Raw genomic sequence first — 16,041 nt, 5'->3', positions numbered from 1 at the left:
CGTGCGACCGGTCGCGCTCGACCATGCCGCACGGCGCGACGCGTTGGAGCGCCTGCGCGCGACCGCCGCCGAAGGCCCGCTCGACGTCCTCGTCATCGGCGGCGGCGTCGTGGGCGCCGGCAGCGCGCTCGACGCCGCGACCCGCGGTCTGACCACCGGGCTCGTCGAGGCGCGCGATCTCGCGTCCGGGACGTCGAGCCGCTCCTCGAAGCTGATCCACGGCGGGCTCCGCTACCTCGAGATGCTCGACTTCGGCCTGGTCGCGGAGGCGCTGGCCGAGCGCAGCCTCCTCGTAGAACGCCTCGCCCCGCACCTCGTCCAGCCGGTCCCGTTCCTCTACCCGCTGACGCACCGCGGGTGGGAGCGCGCGTACGCCGGCACCGGCGTCGCGATGTACGACTCGATGGCGTGGCTGTCCGGCCAGTCCCGCGGCGTGCCGCGGCACCGCCACCTCTCCCGGCGCAAGGCGATGCGCCGCATGCCGGCGCTGCGCAAGGACGCGCTGGTCGGGGCGATCGAGTACTACGACGGCCAGGTCGACGACGCCCGCCACAGGATGATGCTCGCGCGCACCGCTGCCTCGTACGGGGCGCACGTCGCCACCCGCACCCGCGTGACCGGCATGCTGCGCGAGGGCGAGCGGGTGACGGGCGTCGTGGTCCGTGACCTGGAGGCGGGGGAGGAGTTCGAGATCCGCGCCTCGCAGGTGATCAACGCGACCGGCGTGTGGACCGACGAGACCCAGGCGATGGTCGCCGAGCGCGGGCAGTTCCACGTGCGGGCGAGCAAGGGGGTGCACCTCGTCGTGCCGCGCGACCGCATCCAGGGCGACGTCGGGCTGATCCTGCGCACGGAGACGTCGGTGCTGTTCGTGATCCCGTGGAAGCGGCACTGGATCATCGGCACCACGGACACCGACTGGGCGCTCTCGAAGGACCACCCGGCCGCGAGCCGTACCGACATCGACTACCTCCTCGCGCACGTCAACGCGGTGCTCGCGACGCCGCTGACGCACGACGACGTCGAGGGCGTGTACGCGGGCCTGCGGCCGCTGCTGCGCGGCGAGTCGGAGGCCACGTCGACCCTCTCGCGCGAGCACGCCGTCTCGCACGCGGTGCCGGGGCTGGTCGTGGTCGCCGGCGGCAAGTACACGACGTACCGCGTGATGGCACGCGACGCCGTCGACGCCGCCGCCAACGCCCTCGGGGTGCGGCTCTCGCGGGTGATCCCGGCCTGCGTGACCGAGGACGTGCCGCTGCTCGGGGCCGACGGCTACCCGGCGCTGTGGAACCGGCGCGGACTGATCGCCGCGCGCAGCGGGCTGCACGAGGTGCGGGTCGAGCACCTGCTCCAGCGGTACGGCGCGCTGGTGCACGAGGTGCTCGGGCTGATCGAGGCGGACCCGACGCTGGCGGAGCCGCTCGCAGCTGCCGACGACTACCTGCGGGCGGAGATCGTCTACGCGGTCACGCACGAGGGCGCGCGGCACCTCGACGACGTGCTGACGCGCCGTACCCGCATCTCGATCGAGACCTTCGACCGGGGGACGGACTCCGCGGAGGAGGCGGCGGCGCTGATGGCGGGGCCGCTCGGGTGGGGACCGGAGCAGGTACGCCGCGAGGTGGAGCACTACCTCGCGCGCGTCGCGGCCGAGCGCGAGAGCCAGACGATGCCGGACGACGAGACGGCCGACGCGGCGCGGATGGGGGCGGGGGACGTCGTGCCGGTGGCACGCGTCGAGTAGAGCGCCGGTGGCACGCGTCGAGTAGAGGGCGCTCACCGCAGCGTCGGTGCCTCCGTGGTCACCGAGATCGGCGCCGTGACCACGGACGCACCGACGCTCCGCGCGCACCGCCCGCGCGCCTACGATCGAGCCGTGCCGCCCCGCTCTCCGCTCCCGCCCCGCGACGGGCTCAACGCCGTCTGGTTGCGGACGCCGGACCGGGGTCGCGAGCCGGTGGCGTGGACGACGATGGGGGAGTGGCTGCGCTGGCGGCTCCCGGAGAAGGTCGACGTGTCGGGGATGTTCGCGGACCGGCGCTTCGTGGACGGAGCGGGCGCCGCGGTCGCCGACGACGCCCCGTACCGTCCGCACACGTTCGTCTGGTTCTACCGTGACCTGCGCGAGGAGGCGCCGGTCCCGGGCGCGCTGCACGTCCTCCATCGCGACGAGCGGCTCGTCGTCGTGGACAAGCCGCCGTTCCTCGCGACGATCCCGCGCGGCCGCCACGTGCGCGAGAGCGTCGTGGTGCGGCTGCGCGACGAGCTGGGGCTTCCGGAGGTCTCTCCGGTGCACCGGCTCGACCGGATCACCTCCGGCGTGCTCGTCCTCACGACCGAGCGGCGGTGGCGCGGGGCGTACCAGCTGCTGTTCCAACGCCGGGAGGTCCGCAAGACCTACCGCGCGCTCGCTCCGGTCGACCCCGGGCTCGCGCTGCCGACGACGGTGCGCAACCACCTCGTGAAGCGTCGCGGGTCGTTCCAGGTAGCGGTGGTTCCCGACGCGCGGCCGAACGCGATCACCCGCATCGCGCTCGAGGAGCGCCTCGGCGAGCACGGCGTCTACCGCCTCGAGCCCGAGACCGGACGCACGCACCAGCTCCGCGCGCACCTCTACGGGCTCGGCATCCCGATGGTCGGCGACCCGGTCTATCCCGAGGTGCTCGACGTCGACCTCGACGACTTCACGCGCCCGCTCCAGCTGCTCGCCAGCGAGCTCGCGTTCACCGACCCGGTGGACGGGCGCGTACGGCGCTTCACCAGCCGCCGTACGCTCCCGCTCCTCCCGGAGGGGTGACCGTCACTCGTGCAGCGTGCCGACGGCGATCATTGCGAGGCGAGGCTGCATCGAGTAGCCGGCCGCCACGCCGGAGCAGTCGATCCACACGTCGGAGGTCGCCGTCACGGTGAACGCGTCGCTCACGGGAAGGGTCGCCGTCGTGTTGCTTCCCGGGAAGAACGAGCCGACCGCTGCGCTGCCGGAAGCCGAGGTCTGGTGCCACAGCCAGCACTGGGCGTCGGCCGTCGCGCGGCCGAAGTAGACGGTGCCGTTCACGACGTACGAACCTGCCGGCACCGTCACGCCCTCTGGTCGCGTCAGCGCCCGCAACGTCCACGCCTCCGACGGGCCTCGCGCTCCGGTCGCGCCCTTCACACCCTGCGGGCCTTGCGGCCCGCGGACGTTGACGGCGCGCTTCTTCGTCTTCTTCGGGCACCGGCCCTGCGCGTCGGCCGATCTGACGACGTACTTCTTCGTGGTGCAGACCTTGACGGTCTTGGTCGCGGTGGAGGCGACGGCGACGGTGGTCCCGCCGGCGACGAGGCCTGCGATGACGCCTGCGGTCACGAGGACCGCCGTACGGGTACGAGACATGCGCTCATCATGGTGGCGCGCTCGACCGAGCAGGTCGCGCTTGCGTCACGGCACGCGCGCGGTCCACTCCTCGGTGGCGTACTTCGCCGCGGCCAGCGACTCCATCGCCTCGCGCGCCGCCTCGTCGAGGCCGACCGGCGTCAGCCCGTAGCTGGCGTCGAAGTGCTCGACCATCGCGCGGACGATCGCGTCCCGGGTCATGCCGGTCTGGCTGCGCAGCGGGTCGACCCGCTTGGCAGCGCTGGCCGTCCCCTTGTCGGACAGCTTCTCGCGCCCGATCCGCAGGATGTCGAGCATCTTCGTGGCGTCCATGTCGTACGACATCGTCACGTGGTGGAGGACCGCGCCGCTGGCCAGCCGCTTCTGCGCCGCGCCGCCGATCTTGCCGTGCGGGGTCGCGATGTCGTTGAGCGGCACGTACGAGGCGTCGAGGCCGAGCCCGCGCAGCGCCCGGATCACCCACGCGTCGAGGAACGCGTACGACTCGGCGAAGGTCATGCCCTCGACCAGGGACGCCGGGACGTACAGCGAGTACGTGATCGTGTTGCCGGGCTCGACGAACATCGCGCCGCCGCCGGACATCCGTCGTACGACCGTCGTGTCGTGCCGCGCCGCGGCGTCGAGGTCGACCTCGTTGGACAGCGACTGGAACGACCCGATGATGACCGCGTTGGACGCCCACTCCCAGACGCGCAGGGCGGGTGCGCGGAGACCTTCACCGACCTGGGTGGCGAGGACCTCGTCGAGCGCCATCTGCTGCGCGGGGTGGAGCGGGCCGGCGTCGACGAGCTCGAACGCGAGGTCGTGCCACGCGGTCGAGCGCCCGAGCGCGCGTGCCACCGCGAAGCCGACCGAGCGCGGGTCGAACCCGATCATCGTGGCGCCCTGCAGCGCGTCCTCGACGGCGCTCGCGTACGACCCGACGGAGGCGTCGTCCGGCTGACCCTCGAGCGCGTCGGTGATCCGGTCGAGCGCGTCGTCGGGCTCGAGGAAGAAGTCGCCCGAGAGCCTGACGTCCTTGAGCCGGCCACCGACCACCTCGAGGTCGACGACCACCAGCTTGCCACCCGGGACCTTGTACTCGCCGTGCACCGCGACCTCCTCGTCGACTGCGCCGACGTGGACGCGTCGACGCCGGGGTCAACGCCGAAGCAGCGGCGCGGCTTCCCGGGCGGAGCGTGGGGGAGGCCACCCCGGAGACGAGACGAGCCCCGCCTCGAGAGGCGGGGCTCGGCGCGGAACGAGTGGGGGTATTCGCGCCGCGCGAGTACGACATTACGGGACAAGACAGCACAACCGGAGGGGGTTAAGGAAATTCTTGGGCAGTTGTCCAGAAATCGGCGCGGCGGGCCTCGAGCGGGCGTCGGCGAAACAGAGCGTCCCGGTCAGCATCACGGCTGACCAGGCTCAGTAGGCGCGTCAATATTCAAAACGCAGTACAAAGACCTGCTGTCCGGGTGACGCTGAGAGACGGGGGGACCGACTGAGGGGAGTCGATCGTGAACGAACGCAGCCCGAAGAAGCCGATGAGCAACGCTCGAGCGGCCGCCTGGATCGCCGGCGGGGTGACCGCCATGCTCGTCCTGATGGGCGTGGTCGCCGTCGCAACGGAGGACGGGACATCACCCAAGAAGGATGACCCGGTCGCCGCCGTCGACGACGCGACAACGGCGACGACCGCTCCGGAGACCACGGACCCGCCGACCACGGACGCGCCGGCGACGACAGAAGCGCCGGAACCTGAGCCGACGACGGAGCCGACAACAGAACCACCGGCAGATCCGGAGCCGGAACCGGAGCCGGTCGAGACCCGCTCGCAGGCGAACGCCCGCGAGGCCGCTGAGGACTACCTCGAGTACGCGCCTTTCAGCAAGTCAGGCCTGGTCAAGCAGCTCGAGTTCGAGGGGTACTCCAAGAAGGACGCCCGCTACGCCGTCAACGCGATCGACGTCAACTGGAACGAGCAGGCAGCTCGGTCGGCCGAGGCATACCTCGAGTACACCAACTTCTCTCGCTCCGGACTGATCCAGCAGCTCGAGTTCGAGGGGTACACGCCCGCCCAGGCGACATATGGCGTCCGACAGACCGGACTCTGACGCCTTGCGCTCGATTGGTGATCAGGAATGACAAAGGCCCGGAATCTCGCGATTCCGGGCCCTCTTGTCGGGGTGGATGACGGGACTTGAACCCGCGGCCACCGGCACCACAAGCCGGTGCTCTACCAACTGAGCTACACCCACCGCGCGCGACCCGGCTCGTACCGAGTGCGGCCAGACGAGTGTAGCGGGTCAGGTCTCGTCGCCCGAAACCCGGGTCGGTGCCACGTCCTCGACCGCAGCCTCCACCGCGGGAGCCTCTGGGACCTTGGCCCGGAGCGAGCCCGCGTGCTCGGCCGCGATCGCCCGTGCGGTCTCACTGTCGGGCCCGGGCTCGGCGACGAAGACGGCGGCGCGGTAGTAGCGCAGCTCCTCGATGCTCTCCAGGATGTCGGCGAGCGCGCGGTGGTTGCCGGTCTTGGCGGGAGCGTTGAAGTAGACGCGCGGGTACCACCGGCGCGAGAGCTCCTTGATCGAGGACACGTCGACGACCCGGTAGTGGAGGTAGGACTCCAGCTCGGGCATGTCGCGGACGAGGAAGGCGCGGTCGGTGCCGATCGAGTTGCCCGCGAGCGGCGCCTTGCCGGGCTCGGGCACGTGCTGCTTGATGTAGTCGAGGACGACCTGCTCCGCGTCGGCCAGCGGGATGCCCGCGTCGAGCTCGGAGAGCAGTCCCGAGTCGGTGTGCATCTGCGTGACGACCGCGTTCATCTGGTCGAGCGCCTCGCGCGGCGGCTTGATGACGACGTCGATGCCGTCGGCGACCGGGTTGAGCTCGAAGTCGGTGACGATGGCCGCCACCTCGACGAGAGCGTCGTGCTCCAGGTCGAGACCGGTCATCTCGCAGTCGATCCACACAAGCCTGTCCACGACAGCCCACCCTAGCCGGAACGCCCGACACCGACCGGTAGCCTGGGGCCGTCCCCGGGAACGCGAGGCCGTGCCTGCACGTTTGACCGGCGACACGTGTCCGTACGCGAAGGATGGTTGAGCCAGGTGGCCAGCAGGGATGACAAGCGCGCGCGCCGCGAGCGCGCGGAGCAGATGCGCAAGGAGCGGGAGCGGCAGGAGAAGCGGCGCCGCAACGTCATCACGGCCGCGGTGGTCGCGGTCGTGCTGGTCGTGATCGCGGGCGCAGGCTTCGCCGTCAAGGCCGCCGTCGACAACTCGGCCGACGACCCCGCGCGCACCCCTGAGGGCCTCACCGAGGACGGGGGCATCGCGCTCACCGCCACCGACGTCGGCGGCACCGCGGCGGCCGACCCGGTCAAGGTGACGCTGTTCGAGGACTTCGCCTGCCCGCACTGCAAGGCTTTCGAGGAGGAGGCCGGCAGCTGGATCGACGAGCAGGTCGCCGCCGGCGCGATCGACGTCGAGTTCCGTCCGGTCGCCTTCCTGACCGACTTCTCCGGCGACGCGATGGGCTCCGCGCTGTGCGTCTTCGAGGACGCCGGCGCCAAGGCGTACCGCGACTACTCCGAGCTGGTCTTCGCCAACCAGCCGACCGAGGGCGGCAACCTCGACGAGAAGGACTTCGTCGACATGGCCGAGCAGGCCGGGGCCACGGGCGCCGCCGACTGCATCAAGGGACGTCCGTTCCGGGACTTCGCCGACCTCAACGGCGAGGCCACCAAGGCGGCGTTCGACCAGGAGGACTCGGAGGGCAACAAGCTCTCCGGCACGCCGACCGTGTGGGTCAACGGCACCACGCTCAACGGACCTGAGGACGCCGACGGCAACCCGACCGTCCCGGGCCTCGCCGATCTGCAGAAGGCCGTCGAGGCCGCGAAGGCGGGCTGATCCATGGCGACCGACGACAAGAGGAACCGCCGCGAGCGCGCGGAGGCGATGCGCAAGGAGCGCGAGCGGCAGGACAAGCGCCGCCGCAACATCATCACCGCGGCGGTCGTGGCCGTCGTGCTGGTCGTGATCGCCGGTGCGGGGTTCGCGGTGAAGTCCGCGGTCGACGACTCCGCCGGTGATCCGGCGCGCACGCCGAAGGGTCTCACCGAGGACAACGGCATCCTGCTGTCGGCCACCGACGTGGGCGGCACCGCTGCGCCCGACCCTGTGAAGGTCACGATCTTCGAGGACCTGCAGTGCCCGGTCTGCAAGGCCTTCGAGCAGACCTCCGGCGACTGGCTCGATCAGCAGGTCGCGGCCGGCGCGATCGAGATCGAGTACCGCCCCGTCGCGTTCCTCACCGAGTTCTCCGCCGAGTCGCTCGCCGCCTCGATGTGCGTGTACGAGGAGGCCGGGGCCAAGGGGTGGCGCGACTACGCGCGGACCGTCTTCGAGAACCAGCCGAGCGAGTCGGGTCCGGGCGTCGACAACGCCCAGCTCGTCGACTGGGCCAAGGAGGTCGGCGTCGACGCGGCTGCCGACTGCATCGAGGGGCGCCCGTTCCGCGACTGGGCCGGCGACCCGCCGGGCGACTACAGCAAGGTCACCGAGGAGGCCTTCGCGTCCAAGGACTCCGAGGGCACCCAGGTGTCGGGGACCCCGACCGTGTGGGTCGACGGCACGGCCGTGACCGGCTCCGGCGGCAACATCCCGACGCCGCAGGACCTCGCGACGGCGGTCGCCGCCGCCAAGGCCGGCTGACACCGGGTCCGGATCCCGCCCGGTCGAGACCCCGACGCCCCGTACGCCTCGTGCGTACGGGGCGTCGCGTCTCTACGGTGGGCAGGGACGAACCACCACAGAACCAACGACGGGAGCGACAACCATGGCCACACGCACCGCGACGACCCGGTGGACCGGCGGGCTGCAGGACGGGTCGGGAAGCGTCAACCTCGACAGCTCTGGGGCGGGCTCCTTCGACGTCTCCTTCCCCAAGCGCGTCGCCGACGAGGCGGACGGGACGACGAGCCCGGAGGAGCTGATCGCGGCCGCGCACGCCGCGTGCTACTCCATGGCGCTCTCGGGCGGCATCGGCAACGCCGGAGGGACCCCGCAGTCGTCCACGGTGACGGCGGACGTCACCGTGCGCCCCGACCGGGAGAACGGCGGGCTCCTCATCTCCAAGATCGTCCTCACCGTCCGGGCGAAGGTCGACGGCCTGACCGCCGAGCAGTTCGCCGAGGTCGCCGAGGAGACCAAGAAGGCGTGCCCCGTGAGCAAGGCCCTGGCGGCGGTGCCCGAGATCGAGCTCGACGCCGCGCTGGAGAGCTGAGCGCGCCCGGCAGGATTCGAACCTGCGACCGGCGGATTAGAAGGCCGCTGCTCTGTCCAGCTGAGCTACGGGCGCCCAGGGCAACCCTAGCGGCGACGCCGCCGTCGGCGCGCGCCGCTAGGGTTTCTCGTGTGTCCCAGCCCTGGGCGGCATCCGCGCCGCAGCCTCTGACGTCGCCCGTCCCGCCCGGGCCGCTGCCACGGCTGCGCGACCCGATGTGGCAGCGGGGCCACACGCTGCTCCTGGTGCTCATGTTCATCACCGCCGCGATCGGCGTGGTGGGTGTCGGTTTCTTCGCGATCACCAGCGGCGACGCGGCGGGCAGCGGCCTGAGCCTGCTCTACGCGCTGCTACCGCTGCCTGCGCTGCTCGGCTGCTTCTTCTGGCTGGACCGCTACGAGCCCGAGCCGTGGCACTACAAGCTCGCCGCCGTCGTCTGGGGCGGCGTCGTGTCGGTCGCGCTCGCGCTGGTCGCGCAGATCTTCATCGCCGAGACCTTCGACCTCTCCGACAAGGTGCTCGCGACCTTCATCGCACCGGTCACCGAGGAGCCGGCCAAGTGCCTGTTCCTCGTGCTGACGTTCCTGCGGATGCGGCGCGTCATCGACGGCGTCATCGACGGCCTGGTGTTCGCGGGCCTGGTCGGGCTGGGCTTCGCCTTCGTCGAGAACGTCGGCTACTACGCAGGTGCCTACCTGGGCATCGACGAGACCGGCATCGACGGTGCCGGCGCCACCACGGTCACCTTCGTGCTGCGGGGCATCATGAGCCCGTTCGCGCACCCCATGTTCACCGCCGCGTTCGGCATCGCCGTCGGCCTGTCGGTCCGCCAGCGCTCGACGGGCGTGAAGGCACTCCTGTGGGTCGGAGGCCTCCTCGGCAGCATGCTGCTGCACGGCATCTGGAACGGCGGCGTCAGCTACCTGGGCGGCACGGGGTTCCTCCTGGCCTACGGGTTCACCGGCCTGCTCCTCGCCGGCACGGTCGTGCTGGCCGCGATCGCGCGGCGCAACCAGGGCCGCTACCTCGCCCGTGCCCTCACCGACATCGCCCGGCGCGGCTGGCTGGTCGCCGACGAGATCCCGTTCATCGCCTCGCTGTCCTACCGGCGCAAGGCCGTCAAGCATGCCCGCGCGCACGGCGGGGACATCTCGGCCAAGGCGACGCGCCGCTACCAGCGCGATGCGATCACGATGGCATTCCTGTACGCCGGGGTGATCGACCGCCTGGCCAAGCCCAAGGCCGCCGAGCGCGTCGACGGCTTCCTCGCCGAGATGCGGCTGCTCCGCCCGTACGTGGTGCTGCCGCCCCCGCTGCGCTTCGCCTACGCCCCGCCACGTCCGCCCTACGGACAGGCGCCGTACGCTCCTGCGCCGTACGGACGAGCCCCGTACGCGCCCCCGGGACAGGGCGTCCCGCAGTACGGGATGAACACCCCGTACGCCCCGCGTCCGCCGTACGTCCCCCCGGTTCCGCAGGGGCCGCCGCCCCCGGCGCCGTCGACCCGGCCGCCCGACGTCCCGCCCCACGGTCCTCGACCGGACGGGTCGTCCGCGCACCGCCCCGGGTGACCGCGGCCACCTGAATCCTGGACGCGAGGGTCGCCGGTGCGTCATCCTTCGTGCTCTCCACTACGCTGAGGGCGGGCATGTACCACCCCTTCTCCGGAGGTTCGAGTGTCGAGGGACGGCTCTACCGCAACCTTGCTCGCCGCGTTGCTCAAGCTGCGCGCCGAGCTCAGCGGTGCTGCCCTCGGCCTGGAGATCGCCGGTGCGTCCGACGGTCGAGAGGCCCAACGCCGCCTGCTCTCGCAGCTCGACGACTACGTCCTGCCGCGCCTGGTGCAGCTCGACGCGCCCCTGCTGACCGTGGTCGGCGGCTCGACCGGCGCCGGCAAGTCGACCCTCGTGAACTCGCTCGTCGGCCGTCGCGTGACCGAGTCCGGGGTCCTGCGACCCACCACCCGATCGGCTGTGCTGGTGCACAACCCGGCCGACGCCGAGTGGTTCCAGCCTGACCGGATCCTGCCCGACCTCGCGCGCGCCACGACGCAGTCGCACGACACCCGGTCGCTGACGCTGGTGGCCGCGCACACGGTGCCCAAGGGCCTGGCGCTGCTCGACGCTCCCGACGTCGACTCCGTCGAGGCCGACAACCGCCGACTGGCCGGCGAGCTGCTCGCCGCGGCCGACCTCTGGCTGTTCGTCACGTCGGCGACGCGCTACGCCGACCAGGTGCCGTGGGACTACCTGCGCGAGGCCGCCGAGCGCAGCGCCGCGGTCGCCATCGTGCTCGACCGCACGCCCGAGACCTCGATGGGGGAGGTGCGCGGCCACCTCGCCCGCATGCTCACCGCACGCGGACTGAAGGACTCGCCACTCTTCACCGTGCTCGAGTCCGAGGTGGACGACGAGGGCCTCCTCTCGCCGGGCGCCGTCGCTCCGATCCTCAACTGGCTGCACGACCTCGCGGGTGACCCGGAGGTCCGCGCGTCCATCGTGACGCAGACGCTCGACGGAGCGGTCCGCAAGATCGTCTTCGGGGCGTTCGACGTGGCCGACGCCGTCGCCGACCAGGGCGCGGTGCTGACGGCACTGGTCGAGGACGTCGACAGCGCCTACACCGGTGCGGAGGCGACGTTCGCCAAGAGCCTCTCCGACGGCACGCTGATGCGCGGCGAGCTCGCCGCCCGGTGGCGCGACTTCGCCGGCGCCGGCGACCTGCTGCGGGGGACCGACGACCGGATCGGGCGCCTGCGCGACCGCATCGTGGACAGTGTCCGCGGGCGACGTGCACGGGTCAACGAGGTCCAGGAGAGCCTCGCGCACAACGTCGAGCTCCTGCTCCTGGAGCAGGCCGAGGCCGGCGCCCACACGGCGTACCAGTCCTGGGAGAACAACCCGGCGGGCTCCGCCCTGCTCGGCGGGGCCGGACGCGAGCTCGAGCGTGCCACCCGTACGCTGCGGCAGCGCTCGGAGCGGATCGCCGCCGACTGGATCGAGGCGTGCACGGAGATCGTGCGGGCGGAGGGCTCCGACCGGCGCATGACGTCGCGGTTCCTCGCACTGGGCACCGCCGGCTCCGCGGTCACCCTCGGGGTGTGCGTGATCAACGAGCTCGCGCCACGCGAGGAGGAGATCGCGACCGGCGCGGCGACGGCGCGGGAGCTGCTCGTCGACGTCTTCGGGGAGACGACGGCGCGACGGCTCCTGGAGCTCGCCAAGGAGGACCTCCTCCGCCGTGCGGGCACGGTCCTCCGCGACGAGCGACAGCGTTTCTACGACGTGCTCGCACGGGCTGCCGCTGCACCCTCTGCAGCCGATAGCATTCGAGCCGCTGCTCGCGCCGCCGAGGACGCACGACATACCGACCTGATCCCCGAGGACTGGGACTGACGTGAACGACACCCCTGCACCGTTGTTCAGCACGAGCGGCGGTGACGTCGCCGCACGCGTCGACGGTCTCGCCCGCGCCGTGGAGGCGACCGCCGGCCGCCTGGACGCCGCGCTCGTCGAGGAGGGCGACACCGTCGTCCGCCGCGCCGGCGACCGGCTCCGCCTCGCCAGCGACCGTACGGTCGTCGCGCTCGCCGGCGCCACCGGCTCCGGCAAGTCGTCCCTGTTCAACGCCGTGGCGGGCATCGAGCTCTCCGCGGTGGGCGTCCGCCGCCCGACCACGTCGTGGGCGATGGCCGTCGCCTGGGGCGAGAGCGGCACGCGCGACCTGCTCGAGTGGATGGGCATCCCCGAGCGCCAGCAGATGTCGCTGACGAGCCCGCTCGGCCTCGTCCCCGACGACACCAACCTCGACGGTCTGGTGCTGCTGGACCTGCCGGACCACGACTCGACCGAGGTGAGCCACCACCTCGAGGTCGACCGCCTCGTGCAGTACGCCGACGTGCTGGTGTGGGTCCTCGACCCCCAGAAGTACGCCGATGCCGCCATCCACGAGCGCTACCTGCGCCCGCTCGCCCGTCACGCGGGCGTGACGATGGTCGTGCTCAACCAGATCGACAAGCTACCGCCCGAGAAGTGGGACGGCACCCTGCAGGACGTACGCCGTCTGCTGGCGGAGGACGGGCTGTCCGGCGTGCCGGTCATCGCGGTGTCGGCGCTGCGCGGCGACGGCGTGGACGACTTCAAGCGCGCGCTGGTGCGCAAGATCCGCGACAAGCAGGCCGCGGGGATGCGGACGGGCGCCGACGTCGAGCACGTGGCGAAGGCGTTCGAGCAGATCTCCGGCGACGCGCCCGCGATCGGGCTGACCGACTCCGACCGCGAGCAGCTGGTCGCGACCCTCGCCGATGCCGCAGGCGTCTCGGCGGTCGCCGACACGGCCGAGAAGACGCTGGTCTCGCAGGCGGTGTCCGCGACGACGTGGCCGCCGCTGCGCCTCGTCGGGCGTTCGAAGGCCCCCGCCGGCGGCGACGCCAGCGCGGTGCGTGCCCTCGGCGGTGACGCCCTCGGTGCCCGCGTCCAGCGACCGGCCGTCGACGTGGCCGTGCGCGACGTCGCCGAGAAGGCGTCGATCGGTCTCACCCCGCCGTGGGTGCAGTCCATGCGGCGCGCGGTGGTCGTCCCCAACCACGACCTCGCCGACGTGCTGGACCAGGCGATGGCCCGTACGGGGCTCGGCCTCGACCGCACACCTGCCTGGTGGTCGGTCGTCAAGGTCGTCCAGTGGGCCGTGCTCGGTGTGACGGTGGCTGGGCTGCTGTGGGTTCTCGCACTCGCGGGTGCCGAGGCCACGGGGTCCGCGTCCGCCCCGACGATCGCGGGCGTCTGGGTCCCGGTCTACCTGGCTGTGGGCGGCCTGGTGGTCGGGCTGGTCCTCGCGCTCCTGACGACGGTGGCGGCGAAGTCGTCGGCGAGTCGCCGGGCGCACGGCGTGGACGACGCGCTCCGTGCCACGATCGCCGATGTCACGCAGCAGCGGGTGCTGGCGCCGGTGGACTCCGAGCTGGCGGCGTACGAGCAGGCGCGTCGCGGGATCGCGGTCGCGCTCGGCCGCAACGTCTGAGGTCGTCCACAGCGTTCGGGCATCCACACCTCGGGGTGCCCGCGCGACCGTTGTGCTCCACGGGACCCACCATCGGGTCGTCCCCGATGAATGGAGCGCAGATGAGCGACAACCAGATGACCGTCTATGGCAACCTCGGCACCGCGGTCGACCTCCGCGAGAGCGGCAGCTTCGCCTGGGCGATGTTCCGCGTGGGATCGACCCCACGCATCTTCGACCGCAACCAGGGCGGGTGGCGCGACCTCGAGACCGTCTGGATCACGGTCAAGGCGACGAGGGCGCTCGCGCACAACGCCGCGGCGTCGCTCGAGGTCGGTGACCCGGTCGTGGTGATCGGACGCCTCCGGACCCACACGTGGGAGGACAAGGAGACCCGCGAGCAGCACCGCCGCGACGTCCTGGAGGCGACGGCCGTCTGCCACGACCTCAACCGCGGCACGACGACGTTCTGCCGCAACGAGCCGTCGGCCACCCCCGAGGCGGCGCCCAACGAGGGCGAGGCGGTCGCGGCCTTCGAGAGCACCCACGTCGTGACCGATCCGGCGCCGCGCGGTGAGGCGGTCGCGGTCTGAGGGGCGCTGGCACCCCCGGCCGTGCGCGGGGCCGGCTGACGGTCCGATTCACGCACCGGCCGGGGGAGCGCCTAGGCTTGAGCCACCATGGCTGACTACGTCTTCACCCTGCACAACGTCCGCAAGTCGCTCGGCGACAAGGTCGTTCTCGACAACGTGACGCTGTCGTTCCTGCACGGCGCCAAGATCGGCGTCGTCGGCCCGAACGGCACCGGCAAGTCCACGCTGCTCAAGCTGATGGCGGGCATGGAGCAGCCCAACAACGGCGACACCTACAAGGATCCCGAGGCCACCGTCGGCATCCTCATGCAGGAGCCCCCGCTGACCGAGGGCAAGACCGTCCTCGAGAACGTCGAGGAGGCCGTCGCCGACATCAAGGGCAAGCTCGACCGCTTCAACGCGATCAGCGACGAGCTGGCGAGCCCCGATGCCGACTATGACTCCCTGCTAGCCGAGATGGGCGAGCTGCAGACCGATCTCGACCACGCCAACGCGTGGGACCTCGACTCGCGGCTCGAGCAGGCCATGGACGCCCTGCGCTGCCCGCCGCCGGACGCCGTCGTCGACAACCTCTCCGGTGGTGAGCGCCGACGCGTCGCGCTGTGCAAGCTCCTCCTCCAGCAGCCCGACCTGCTGCTCCTCGACGAGCCCACCAACCACCTGGACGCGGAGAGCGTGCTGTGGCTCGAGCAGCACCTCGCCAAGTACCCCGGCGCCGTGCTGGCCGTGACCCACGACCGCTACTTCCTCGACAACGTCGCGCAGTGGATCCTCGAGCTCGACCGCGGCAAGACCCACCCCTACGAGGGCAACTACTCGACCTACCTCGACACCAAGAAGCAGCGCCTCGTCGTCGAGGGCAAGAAGGACGCCAAGCGTCAGAAGATTCTCGAGCGCGAGCTCGAGTGGGTCCGCTCCAACCCCAAGGCCCGCCAGGCCAAGAGCAAGTCGCGTCTGGCCCGCTACGAGGAGCTGGCGGCCGAGGCGGAGCGCCGCCGCTCGGTCGACCTGTCCGAGATCAACATCCCGGCCGGTCCGCGCCTTGGCGACGTCGTCCTCGACGCCAAGGGACTGACGAAGTCCTTCGGCGACCGCACCCTCATCGAGGACCTGAGCTTCTCCCTGCCGCGTGCCGGCATCGTCGGCGTGGTCGGTCCCAACGGCGTCGGCAAGACGACGCTGTTCAAGATGATCGTCGGCGAGGAGCAGCCCGACTCCGGGAGCCTCGACGTCGGCAGCACGGTCAAGATCTCCTACGTCGACCAGTCGCGCGGCGGCATCGACCCGACCAAGAACGTCTGGGAGGTCGTCTCCGACGGGCTCGACCACATCAAGGTCGCCAACTTCGAGATGCCGAGCCGTGCCTACGTCGCGTCGTTCGGCTTCAAGGGTCCCGACCAGCAGAAGCGCGCCGGCATCCTGTCCGGTGGTGAGCGCAACCGCCTCAACCTCGCGCTGACGCTCAAGATGGGCGGCAACCTGCTGCTGCTCGACGAGCCGACCAACGACCTGGACGTCGAGACCCTCCAGTCGCTGGAGGACGCGCTGCTCGAGTTCCCGGGCTGCGCCGTCGTGATCTCCCACGACCGGTGGTTCCTCGACCGTGTCGCGACGCACATCCTGGCCTGGGAGGGCGACGCCGAGAACCAGGCCAGCTGGTACTGGTACGAGGGCAACTTCGCCGACTACGAGGCCAACAAGATCGAGCGCCTCGGCCCGGAGGCGGCGCGCCCGCACGCGCTCACCTACCGGCGCCTCACCCGCGACTGACGTCCCGACGAACGTCCCGACAAAAGGACCCGACGT

General features: G+C 71.5%; 14 protein-coding genes and 2 tRNA genes. 11 read left to right on the top strand and 5 right to left on the bottom strand.

The genetic code is table 11. The features are described 5' to 3' along the window. Position 1 precedes the first annotated feature (1 nt). Positions 2 to 1,744, top strand: a complete 1,743-nt coding sequence (locus ACQSSQ_RS20310; protein ID WP_431328952.1) for a glycerol-3-phosphate dehydrogenase/oxidase — start codon at positions 2 to 4, stop codon at positions 1,742 to 1,744. A 228-nt stretch (positions 1,745 to 1,972) separates the two neighbouring features. Then, positions 1,973 to 2,797: a pseudouridine synthase gene (locus ACQSSQ_RS20305; protein WP_431329364.1), complete on the top strand. Its 825-nt coding sequence runs from the start codon at positions 1,973 to 1,975 to the stop codon at positions 2,795 to 2,797. 3 nt (positions 2,798 to 2,800) lie between these two features. On the opposite strand, the gene ACQSSQ_RS20300 is transcribed toward ACQSSQ_RS20305, so the two are convergent. Further along, complete coding sequence (locus tag ACQSSQ_RS20300) at positions 2,801 to 3,373, bottom strand: hypothetical protein (RefSeq protein WP_431328951.1); 573 nt, start codon at positions 3,371 to 3,373, stop codon at positions 2,801 to 2,803. 45 nt (positions 3,374 to 3,418) lie between these two features. Beyond that, a complete protein-coding gene (gene lplB, locus ACQSSQ_RS20295) occupies positions 3,419 to 4,465 on the bottom strand; it encodes a lipoate-protein ligase small subunit (protein ID WP_431328950.1) in 1,047 nt (348 codons plus the stop codon). Between the two features lie 494 nt (positions 4,466 to 4,959). Here lplB and ACQSSQ_RS20290 point away from each other — a divergent pair, with 494 nt between their 5' ends. Further along, positions 4,960 to 5,469, top strand: a complete 510-nt coding sequence (locus ACQSSQ_RS20290) for an Ltp family lipoprotein (protein ID WP_431328949.1) — start codon at positions 4,960 to 4,962, stop codon at positions 5,467 to 5,469. Positions 5,470 to 5,540: 71 nt separating this feature from the next. On the opposite strand, the gene ACQSSQ_RS20285 is transcribed toward ACQSSQ_RS20290, so the two are convergent. Further along, positions 5,541 to 5,613: transfer RNA gene (locus ACQSSQ_RS20285), tRNA-His, on the bottom strand. A gap of 48 nt (positions 5,614 to 5,661) precedes the next feature. Next, entirely contained in the window at positions 5,662 to 6,339 is a 678-nt protein-coding gene (orn, locus tag ACQSSQ_RS20280) for an oligoribonuclease (RefSeq protein ID WP_431328948.1), read from the bottom strand. 126 nt (positions 6,340 to 6,465) lie between these two features. Between orn and ACQSSQ_RS20275 the strand changes: the two genes are divergently transcribed. From ACQSSQ_RS20275 to ACQSSQ_RS20265, 3 genes are all read left to right on the top strand, one after another. Beyond that, positions 6,466 to 7,269: a DsbA family protein gene (locus tag ACQSSQ_RS20275; protein WP_431328947.1), complete on the top strand. Its 804-nt coding sequence runs from the start codon at positions 6,466 to 6,468 to the stop codon at positions 7,267 to 7,269. A 3-nt stretch (positions 7,270 to 7,272) separates the two neighbouring features. Beyond that, a complete protein-coding gene (locus ACQSSQ_RS20270) occupies positions 7,273 to 8,073 on the top strand; it encodes a DsbA family protein (RefSeq protein ID WP_431328946.1) in 801 nt (266 codons plus the stop codon). Between the two features lie 124 nt (positions 8,074 to 8,197). Continuing rightward, a complete protein-coding gene (locus ACQSSQ_RS20265) occupies positions 8,198 to 8,644 on the top strand; it encodes an OsmC family peroxiredoxin (protein WP_431328945.1) in 447 nt (148 codons plus the stop codon). A gap of 1 nt (position 8,645) precedes the next feature. On the opposite strand, the gene ACQSSQ_RS20260 is transcribed toward ACQSSQ_RS20265, so the two are convergent. Beyond that, positions 8,646 to 8,719: transfer RNA gene (locus ACQSSQ_RS20260), tRNA-Arg, on the bottom strand. A 56-nt stretch (positions 8,720 to 8,775) separates the two neighbouring features. Here ACQSSQ_RS20260 and ACQSSQ_RS20255 point away from each other — a divergent pair. From ACQSSQ_RS20255 to ettA, 5 genes are all read left to right on the top strand, one after another. After that, on the top strand, positions 8,776 to 10,215 hold the full coding sequence (locus ACQSSQ_RS20255; protein WP_431328944.1) for a PrsW family intramembrane metalloprotease: 1,440 nt from the start codon (positions 8,776 to 8,778) through the stop codon (positions 10,213 to 10,215). 132 nt (positions 10,216 to 10,347) lie between these two features. Next, on the top strand, positions 10,348 to 12,039 hold the full coding sequence (locus tag ACQSSQ_RS20250) for a GTPase family protein (protein ID WP_431328943.1): 1,692 nt from the start codon (positions 10,348 to 10,350) through the stop codon (positions 12,037 to 12,039). A gap of 1 nt (position 12,040) precedes the next feature. Continuing rightward, entirely contained in the window at positions 12,041 to 13,663 is a 1,623-nt protein-coding gene (locus ACQSSQ_RS20245; RefSeq protein ID WP_431328942.1) for a GTPase, read from the top strand. Positions 13,664 to 13,764: 101 nt separating this feature from the next. Continuing rightward, entirely contained in the window at positions 13,765 to 14,235 is a 471-nt protein-coding gene (locus tag ACQSSQ_RS20240) for a single-stranded DNA-binding protein (RefSeq protein ID WP_431328941.1), read from the top strand. An 87-nt stretch (positions 14,236 to 14,322) separates the two neighbouring features. After that, positions 14,323 to 16,005: an energy-dependent translational throttle protein EttA gene (ettA, locus tag ACQSSQ_RS20235; RefSeq protein WP_431328940.1), complete on the top strand. Its 1,683-nt coding sequence runs from the start codon at positions 14,323 to 14,325 to the stop codon at positions 16,003 to 16,005. Positions 16,006 to 16,041 lie beyond the last annotated feature (36 nt).

The sequence above is a fragment of the Mumia spirodelae genome, assembly GCF_050632745.1.
Classification (GTDB): Bacteria; Actinomycetota; Actinomycetes; order Propionibacteriales; family Nocardioidaceae; genus Mumia.
Note: the sequence above shows the minus strand (reverse complement) of the source record. Positions and strands in the feature narration are given on the sequence as shown.